Annotated in this window: 4 protein-coding genes; all 4 read left to right on the top strand. The window is 69.9% G+C overall.

Annotated features, from left to right (window positions below; translation table 11 throughout):
• A partial coding sequence (locus ABD191_RS28725; protein ID WP_344089028.1) for a hypothetical protein occupies window positions 1-207 on the top strand: 207 nt, incomplete at its 5' end.
• 101 nt (window positions 208-308) lie between these two features.
• Entirely contained in the window at window positions 309-608 is a 300-nt protein-coding gene (locus ABD191_RS28720) for a hypothetical protein (protein ID WP_030901168.1), read from the top strand.
• Window positions 605-979, top strand: a complete 375-nt coding sequence (locus tag ABD191_RS28715) for a hypothetical protein (RefSeq protein ID WP_030901166.1) — start codon at window positions 605-607, stop codon at window positions 977-979. The genes ABD191_RS28720 and ABD191_RS28715 overlap by 4 nt, the downstream gene beginning before the upstream one ends.
• Complete coding sequence (locus ABD191_RS28710) at window positions 976-1,332, top strand: hypothetical protein (protein WP_030901163.1); 357 nt, start codon at window positions 976-978, stop codon at window positions 1,330-1,332. Before ABD191_RS28715 ends, ABD191_RS28710 begins: the two co-directional genes overlap by 4 nt.
• Window positions 1,333-1,378 lie beyond the last annotated feature (46 nt).

Below are 1,378 nucleotides of genomic sequence, written 5' to 3'. Positions count from 1 at the left end.
GCCAACGCCGAGCAGGAACTCGTCCGATGGACGCCTGAAGAGGTGGTGGCTCTCAAGCTTCTGCCCTACCGGAGCGTCCGCGTGCTCAAGCGGAAGTGCAACCGGCGGGAGGTCTGGTGCCACTTGGACGGTGGCCGGATCACCTTCACCGCGGAGGACATCCGCCGCGAGAACGAACGCACCGCAGTCGCCCCCATCGCCGCTTAGCGGCTATGCGGCCCCGACCGCCGGGCTACCACACACCGGACAGTCGAGGCCTCCCGATCCACCCCTCACCTGCACGCCTACATGCAAGGAGAAGAGGACCGATGTCCCACATCATGCCCGATCGGGTCGCGAACCTGATCCCCTCCCAGCGCCCGAAGCCCGCCGATCCGACCGCGACGTCCGACGCGGTGCGCCGGTTCTCGGCGAAGCGGCGCCCCCTGCCGCAGATCACCGCCGCGAGTGTCGCGGATCGGGTCGACGCCGAGATGTTCCGGTTCCGTGGCCCGCTGCTGTCGGTCGAGGACCAGGGCGACCGCGAGATGCTGCTGGCCGAGTACGCGGCGGCCGACAAGGTTCTGTCCGGTGTGGCGCTGCGGCAGTCAACGGCGGTGCTGTCATGAAGGACACGTTCCCGGTTTCCACTGACTCGCCGGCCGTCGCCGCTCTCACCCCGGCCTCGCCGCTGGACGCCTGGAACGCGGCGAACCCGATCGGTACCTGGGTCATCGCCTACCCGGGTGCTCGCGGCGACCGACCCGTGATCACACGGACCCGCGCCGAAGCCGGCTTCAGCCGGAACGGACTCCCGGTTGTCTGGCTCGAGGGCTACGACGGATACCTCCGGCTGGAGCACGTCACCCCGATCACGCAGAAGCGTGCCGGCGCGCTGCTGGAGCAGCGGCACCAGTTCCTTGACCTGGACGCCGACTCCTCCTGCCCGTTCGAGGGCGCCTGCCGCTACCCGTACCTGACCCTCGGAGGCCAGCCGTGAAGCTCCTTGCACCGATGGCCGGCCCGCTGATGGCGCAGGCCGACGAGGACGGTCGGGCGAAGATCCGCCGCGCGTTGACCGGGCTGCTGGGTAACCGCGCCTTCCGGATCCGGATCACGCCGGTGATGTGGGACGTGGACGGCAGCCCGCAGATGAGGCGGGTCGTGCTTCTGCTGGATGGTCTGGGTCGGGAGATCCCGACGCCGCGGGGCGCGCACCAGTTGATCGTGGACGCGGTGTGGTCGGTGTTTCCGGAGCAGTGGCTCGACGTCGCCTGCGAGTACGGGGTGAGTTCGGGTGAGCTGCGCCGGTACGACGCGCCGGTCCCGTCGTTCCTGCGGGCGGTGGCGTGATGGCCCGCACCGAGACGGTGGTGTCGGTCCTGCTGTCGGACCCGCC

Source organism: Luedemannella helvata, assembly GCF_039528415.1.
In the GTDB taxonomy this organism is placed as follows: domain Bacteria; phylum Actinomycetota; class Actinomycetes; order Mycobacteriales; family Micromonosporaceae; genus Luedemannella; species Luedemannella helvata.
The sequence above is the reverse complement of the archived record's forward strand: the minus strand, read 5'-3'. Positions and strand labels throughout refer to the sequence as shown.

What these genes read in the sequence shown, in the direction of transcription:
- ABD191_RS28720 (WP_030901168.1), top strand. Translation starts at nt 309, where the DNA reads ATGTCCCACATCATGCCCGATCGGGTCGCGAACCTGATCCCCTCCCAG.
- ABD191_RS28715 (WP_030901166.1), top strand. Translation starts at nt 605, where the DNA reads ATGAAGGACACGTTCCCGGTTTCCACTGACTCGCCGGCCGTCGCCGCT.